Below are 6,153 nucleotides of genomic sequence, written 5' to 3' on the forward strand. Positions count from 1 at the left end.
GGCCCGCGTGGTGCCGCCGACTCAGCCAGCCGCGGGCGGGGCGGCGCGGCAGCGACCGGGCGAGCCGGTCCGCCGCGGCCTCGGCGCGCAGCTCGGCGGAGTGCGTACGGTGGATGGTGAGGATGAAGTCTGCGTCGTTGCTGAACATCTCGGGCTCCCTGCGGTCGTCGTCATCTGCTGACGTTGACTCTGCTCGGGAAGGTGCCGCCGGGGCATGGGGGCGCTGCCTGATCTTCGCCCGCTCCCCCTCCTTACTCCGGGGCCGGATGGGCGGTGCGGCGGCGTAAGGTACTCAGCCCCGCGGACCGCCGGACGCGGATCAACTCCACCGGCGGCGACCACTAGACTCTCTCGCATGGCAAAGCCCCAGGAGAAGGTCTCGTTCGGCCAGCGGCTGAAGCAGATCGGGATGGTGTTCCGGTTCACCGCCAAGCAGGACAGGTGGTTCGCGCCGCTGGCCGCCGCCGCGGTGCTGATCCCGCTCGCGCTCACCGTGGTCGCGGTCCTGCTCTGGGGCTGGATCTCGCTGCCGCTGGGCATCCTGTTCGCCCTGCTCTGCCTGCTGATCGTGCTGAACCTGCGCTCCAACCGGGCGATGATGAACGCCGCCGAGGGGCAGCCCGGCGCGGCGGCGCAGATCATGGAGAGCATGCGGGGCGACTGGCGCGTCACCCCGGCGGTCAGCTCCACCACGCAGATGGACATGGTCCACCTGGTGATCGGCCGGCCCGGCGTGATCCTGCTCGCCGAGGGCAACCCGCAGCGGGTGCGTGGCCTGCTCGGCCAGGAAAAGCGGCGGCTGGCCAAGGTGATCGGCTCGGCCCCGCTGCACGACTACGTGATCGGCCAGGGCGAGGGCGAGCTGCCCGTCCGTAAGCTGCGGATGACGCTGATGCGGCTGCCCCGCAGCCTCAGCGGCAAGGATGTCAACGCGCTGGACAAGCGGCTCAAAGCACTCACCGCCCGCCCGCAGATGCCCAAGGGCGCGATCCCGAAGAACATGCGGCCGGCGCGCGGCGGGTTCCGCCAGTCCCGGGGCCGCTGACCCCGGCCGTACGCCGGCAGGAGCCGGGCCCCGACGGGCCCGGCTCTTCTCGTCCCGGGCGGGTCAGCGGCGGGGGGCGGCGGTGATGACGGAGCCGGTGAAGCGGTCGTGCAGGCCGCGGCGGTGCTGGTCCATCAGCAGGGCCGGCACGACCAGGGCCAGCAGTAGGCCGCGGAGCAGGCCCCGGGCCAGGCCGATCCGGCCCCCGTCGGCCCACGCGACGCAGCGGATCTTCGTGATGAACATGCCGGGGGTCTGCGCGAAGAGGCCCAGGAAGAAGCCGTACTCCAGGATCAGCACCAGCACGGGCGCCCAACCGTCGCGGACGGGGTCGGCGAAGCCGCGGGCTACCAGCAGGCAGAGCACCCAGTCGATCACCAGCGCGCCGAACCGGCGGCCCAGGTCGGGCGGGGTGAAGGCGGGGTCCGACGCGGGCGGCACGGCTCGATCATGCGGGTTGGTCACAGCGGTCAAGGGTATCCAGGGCGCAGCGGTGGATCGGGGGCGGACCGCCCGACCCGCGGCGCAAAAAAGGACCAACTACCTCAAGTATCAATACAATGGCACAGCCGGTGGCGTCCCAGCGAGCGGCCGGGCCACGTTGAGAGGTGCGGATGACGCTCCGCGAGGGACGTAACACGGCAGAAACACTCAAGACATGGCCGGGCAACCGCGTGGCCATAGCGTCGCCAGAAGCCTAGCCACCCCGTGGACGTGCCAGGAGGACGTGTGTTCGCCAATCCCGAGGAACTCCTGCGATACCTCAAGAACGAGGACGTGAAGTTCGTCGACGTACGTTTCTGTGACCTGCCCGGCGTGATGCAGCACTTCAATCTGCCGGTCGAGTCGGTCAACGACGAATTCTTCACCGAGGGCCTGGCCTTCGACGGCTCGTCGATCCGTGGTTTCCAGGCGATCCACGAGTCGGACATGCTCCTGCTCCCGGACGTCGCGACCGCCTTCATCGACCCCTTCCGGGCGCAGAAGACCCTCGCGCTCAACTTCTTCATCCACGACCCGTTCACCCGCGAGGCCTACAGCCGGGACCCGCGCAACGTGGCGAAGAAGGCCGAGGCCTACCTGGCCGCCAGCGGCATCGCCGACACGGCGTACTTCGGCGCCGAGGCGGAGTTCTACATCTTCGACTCGATCCGCCACGAGACCTCGGCGCACCAGTCGTTCTACTACATCGACTCGATCGAGGGCGCCTGGAACACCGGTCGCGAGGAGCCGGGCGGCAACCGCGGCTACAAGACCGCGTACAAGGGCGGCTACTTCCCGGTGCCGCCGGTGGACCACTACGCCGACCTGCGCGACTCGATCGTGCGCCGGCTGGTCGACAGCGGGTTCACCGTGGAGCGCTCGCACCACGAGGTGGGCACCGCCGGGCAGTCCGAGATCAACTACCGGTTCTCGACCCTGCTGCACGCCGCCGACCAGCTCCAGCTCTTCAAGTACATCGTGAAGAACGAGACGTGGGCGAACGGCAAGACCGCCACGTTCATGCCCAAGCCCCTCTTCGGCGACAACGGCTCGGGCATGCACACCCACCAGAGCCTCTGGCTGAACGGCGAGCCGCTGTTCTACGACGAGACCGGCTACGCCGGGCTGTCCGACACCGCCCGCTGGTACATCGGCGGCCTGCTGCACCATGCCCCGTCGCTGCTGGCCTTCACCAACCCGACGGTCAACTCCTACCGTCGCCTGGTGCCGGGCTTCGAGGCACCGGTCAACCTGGTCTACTCCCAGCGCAACCGCTCCGCCTGCACCCGCATCCCGGTCACCGGCAGCAACCCGAAGGCCAAGCGGGTCGAGTTCCGCGTGCCGGACCCGTCGGCCAACGTCTACCTGGCCTTCTCGGCGATGATGATGGCCGGCCTGGACGGCATCAAGAGCAAGATCGAGCCGCCGGCGCCGATCGACAAGGACCTCTACGACCTCCCGCCGGAGGAGTGGGGCGACGTCAAGCAGGTACCCGGCTCGCTGTCGGCGGTGCTCGACTCCCTCGAGGCCGACCACGACTACCTGCTCGACGGCGGCGTCTTCACCCCCGATCTGATCTCCACCTGGGTCGAGTGGAAGCGGGCCAACGAGGTCGACCCGGTGCGCCTGCGCCCGACCCCGCACGAGTTCGCCATGTACTTCGACTGCTGATCCAGCCGTCGACTGCTCCATCAGCACCGGCCGGGCCGGCTCCGCGACACGCGGAGCCGGCCCGGCCGTTTTCCGTCGCGGCTCACCGTCACGTACCGCCCCCCGATATATCTTCGCGTCCGTTATATTGCCGGACATGGACACTCCCCTGCGGGAACCCACGTTCCTGATCCTCACCGCGCTCGCGGGCGAGCCGCTGCACGGCTACGGGCTGATCGGCGAGGTCGCCGCCCTCTCGGACGGGCGGGTCACGCTACGCCCCGGCACCCTCTACGGAGCACTCGACCGGCTGGTCGACGCGGGCCTGGTCGAGGTCGACCGGGAGGAGGTGGTGGACGGCCGGCTGCGCCGCTACTACCGCCTCTCCCCCGCCGGCGACGCCACCCTCGGCGCGGAGACCGAGCGGCTGCGCCGCAACGTCGAGGCGGCCACCGCCCGGCTGCGCGCGCGCTCCCGCACCGCCCGGCCGCTCGCCCCGCGTACCGCCGGGGGGCTGGCATGAGCAACCTGGAGCGGCGCTACCTGCGGTTGCTGCGCGCGTACCCCGCGGGCTACCGGCGCGCCCGCGGCGCGGAGATCGTCGGCACGTACCTCGACCTGGCCGTCCCGGGCCGGCGGTGGCCCTCCCCCGGGGACGCCGGCGACCTCCTGCGCGGCGGCCTCCGCCAGCGGCTGCGCGCCGCCGGCGCCCCCGACCTGATGCCCGGCATCCGCCTGGCCGCCGTCCTCGCGTTCCTCACCGCCACCTCGCTCGCCGCGGCCTGGTCGGTGCTGGAGCTGCGCCCCGCGCCGGCCGACTTCGACGTGCCGACTGCCGGGCCATTCGTCTCGCTCGGCATCGGGGCGTGGATCGCCTGGCTGCTCGCCGCGGTGGTGCACGCCCTCTCACCCGGTCGGTGGGCCCGGCGTGCCGTGGTGCTCGCGGTGCTTCTCACCCTCGCGCTCGTCCCCGCCGCCGCGCTCACCGGCCTGCCGCGCCCGCCGCTGTTCGTGCTGCTGCCGCAGGTCGGGTTGGGCCTGGTGGCGCTCGGTTTGCCCGACAGGCTGCCGACGCCGCTGCGCGCGGTGCCGCTGGTCGCCATCGGCTCCGCCGGTCTCGTGGCGGCCGACCTTTCCCCCGCCATCTTCGGCGTGAGCTACTACGTACCCACGGCGGGTCAGGTGCTGCCGGCCGCCGCCGTGGCGCTGCTCGCGGTGGTGCTGCTGCTCGGCGCGGGGCTGGCCCTGCGCGCCGACCAGCGGGGCGGCTGGGCCGCACTGATCCTGCTCACCCCGGTGGGTCTGCTCGCGCTGCACCCGCTGGCCGGCGCGGGGGACGGCTTACCCGACACGTACAACCCGGGATGGGCCGCGCTCGCCGCGACCGCCGTCGCCGTCGTGCTGGTCGGCCCCACGCTGCTGCCGCTGGCGCTCGCCATGCGCCGGCGGCGGGCCCGACCAACCGAACACGCTCGCTGCCCGACCTGCGACGCCCGCCGCACCTGACCCGGTCCCATCAACCCGCGCCCAATCGATCATGAGGTTCGCGGCGGGTGCGATCTCGGAGCACGCCGCGAACCTCATGATCGACGAAGATCGAGGGGCGGGCGGAGGCGGCGGCTCAGGCCGAGCACCAGCAGGACGACGACCAACACGGTCATCGCGATCGCGCCGGGCGCCTTGACGGACCGGGCCAGGTTGGTGCCGTCGGGCAGGGTGAGGAAGGCCGCGACCGCGGCGGGCAGCACGAACCAGGTGGTCCGCGTCGCGGCGACCGCGAGCAGGACCAGCGGCCAGGTGGCGTACCAGGGGTGGAAGACCGGAGCCAGGGCCACCGTGGCGGCCAGCGCCAGGCCCGCGCCGAGCAGGGCCACCCGGGGGCGGGCCGCGTCCACCTGCGCCGCCCGCCGGCGTACGTCGTTGAGCCGGCGCAGCGCCGACCAGGCCCGCCACCACAGCGCCACCACCAGCACGGCGAGCAGCAGCAGCGCCACCGCCCGGGCCACCGGCACCGCGCCCGGGTCTCGGCCGACCAGCTCCCCGGCGTAGTCCACGACGAGGCCCACCGCCGTCGGCGGCGACGTCCACTGCTTGGAGTCCCCGCTGCGGGCCAGCCCGCCCACCCAGCCGAACCCCAGACCGGAGAGGAGCGAGGTGACCGCCAGCGCGCCGAGCACCCCGCCGGCCAGCCAGCCGGCGTCGCGCAGCAGCGCCCGGACGGTGTAGCGGCCGAGCACCGCGGCCAGCGCCGCGAAGGGCAGCACCACCAGCGCGGTGGCCTTGACCGTCACCGCCAGCCCCAGCAGCGCCCCGGCGACCAGCAGCGCTCGCGGCTTGCCGGGCCGGCGGACCAGCACCAGCAGGGCGAGGGTCAGCAGGCCGAGCAGCACCGCGTCGTTGTGCGCGCCGGCCACCAGGTGCACGCCGACCAGCGGGCCGGCCAGCGCCATCCAGGCCGCCCGCCGGGTCGGCACGCCGGCGGCCCGCGCCAGCCCCGGCAGGCAGAGCGCGGTCACCAGCACCCCGGCGACCGCCACCAGGCGGAGTAGCACGACCGTGCCGACCAGACCGCCGCCGAGGGTCACCGCGAGCGCGGCGAGCAGCACGAAGAACGGGCCGTACGGGGCCGGCGTGTCCCGCCAGATCGGGGCCACCGCGTCCACCCAGGGGCAGGCGGCCTCGGCGACGCCCGTCGCGTACGGGTCGACGCCGTGCGCGTACGTCCAGCCCTGGCAGGCGTAGGAGTAGACGTCCCGGCTGCCCAGCGGCGCGCTGAACAGCAGCGGCAGCGCCCAGAGCCCCGCGGTCAGGTACGCCCACCGTGTCGACGGCGCGCCCCGGCGCAGCGCCCACCAGGCGCCGGTCAGCAGGACCGTGCCGACCAGCCAGCAGCCCACCACCCACGGCCCGTCCGGCGCGGCGAGCACCGAGGCCGGCGTGGCGTCCAGCGGTGCGGACGGCAGCGCGCCACCGAG

6 protein-coding genes are annotated in these 6,153 nt (G+C 73.1%); 4 read left to right on the forward strand and 2 right to left on the reverse strand.

The window, feature by feature from the left end; all coding sequences use genetic code 11:
• The first annotated feature begins 355 nt into the window (after nt 1-355).
• On the forward strand, nt 356-1,045 hold the full coding sequence (locus NCC78_RS26180) for a DUF4191 domain-containing protein (RefSeq protein WP_250797797.1): 690 nt from the start codon (nt 356-358) through the stop codon (nt 1,043-1,045).
• Between the two features lie 63 nt (nt 1,046-1,108).
• Here NCC78_RS26180 and NCC78_RS26185 read toward each other — a convergent pair whose 3' ends face one another.
• Complete coding sequence (locus NCC78_RS26185; RefSeq protein WP_372495209.1) at nt 1,109-1,510, reverse strand: RDD family protein; 402 nt, start codon at nt 1,508-1,510, stop codon at nt 1,109-1,111.
• Nucleotides 1,511-1,774: 264 nt separating this feature from the next.
• On the opposite strand from NCC78_RS26185, the gene glnA reads away from it, so the two are divergent.
• The 3 genes from glnA to NCC78_RS26200 all read left to right on the forward strand — a co-directional run bounded on the left by glnA (nt 1,775) and on the right by NCC78_RS26200 (nt 4,684).
• On the forward strand, nt 1,775-3,199 hold the full coding sequence (glnA, locus tag NCC78_RS26190; protein ID WP_250797798.1) for a type I glutamate--ammonia ligase: 1,425 nt from the start codon (nt 1,775-1,777) through the stop codon (nt 3,197-3,199).
• Nucleotides 3,200-3,335: 136 nt separating this feature from the next.
• Nucleotides 3,336-3,701: a PadR family transcriptional regulator gene (locus NCC78_RS26195; RefSeq protein WP_250797799.1), complete on the forward strand. Its 366-nt coding sequence runs from the start codon at nt 3,336-3,338 to the stop codon at nt 3,699-3,701.
• The gene (locus NCC78_RS26200) at nt 3,698-4,684 is read left to right on the forward strand and encodes a hypothetical protein (protein WP_250797800.1); all 987 of its coding nucleotides are present in this window, start codon (nt 3,698-3,700) and stop codon (nt 4,682-4,684) included. Before NCC78_RS26195 ends, NCC78_RS26200 begins: the two co-directional genes overlap by 4 nt.
• A 74-nt stretch (nt 4,685-4,758) precedes the next feature.
• On the opposite strand, the gene mptB is transcribed toward NCC78_RS26200, so the two are convergent.
• On the reverse strand, nt 4,759-6,153 hold a 1,395-nt coding region (gene mptB, locus NCC78_RS26205), incomplete at its 5' end, for a polyprenol phosphomannose-dependent alpha 1,6 mannosyltransferase MptB (RefSeq protein ID WP_250797801.1).

The sequence above is a fragment of the Micromonospora phytophila genome (assembly GCF_023656545.1).
Lineage (GTDB): Bacteria > Actinomycetota > Actinomycetes > Mycobacteriales > Micromonosporaceae > Micromonospora > Micromonospora phytophila.

What these genes read in the sequence shown, in the direction of transcription:
- NCC78_RS26200 (WP_250797800.1), top strand. Translation starts at nt 3,698, where the DNA reads ATGAGCAACCTGGAGCGGCGCTACCTGCGGTTGCTGCGCGCGTACCCC.
- NCC78_RS26180 (WP_250797797.1), top strand. Translation starts at nt 356, where the DNA reads ATGGCAAAGCCCCAGGAGAAGGTCTCGTTCGGCCAGCGGCTGAAGCAG.
- NCC78_RS26195 (WP_250797799.1), top strand. Translation starts at nt 3,336, where the DNA reads ATGGACACTCCCCTGCGGGAACCCACGTTCCTGATCCTCACCGCGCTC.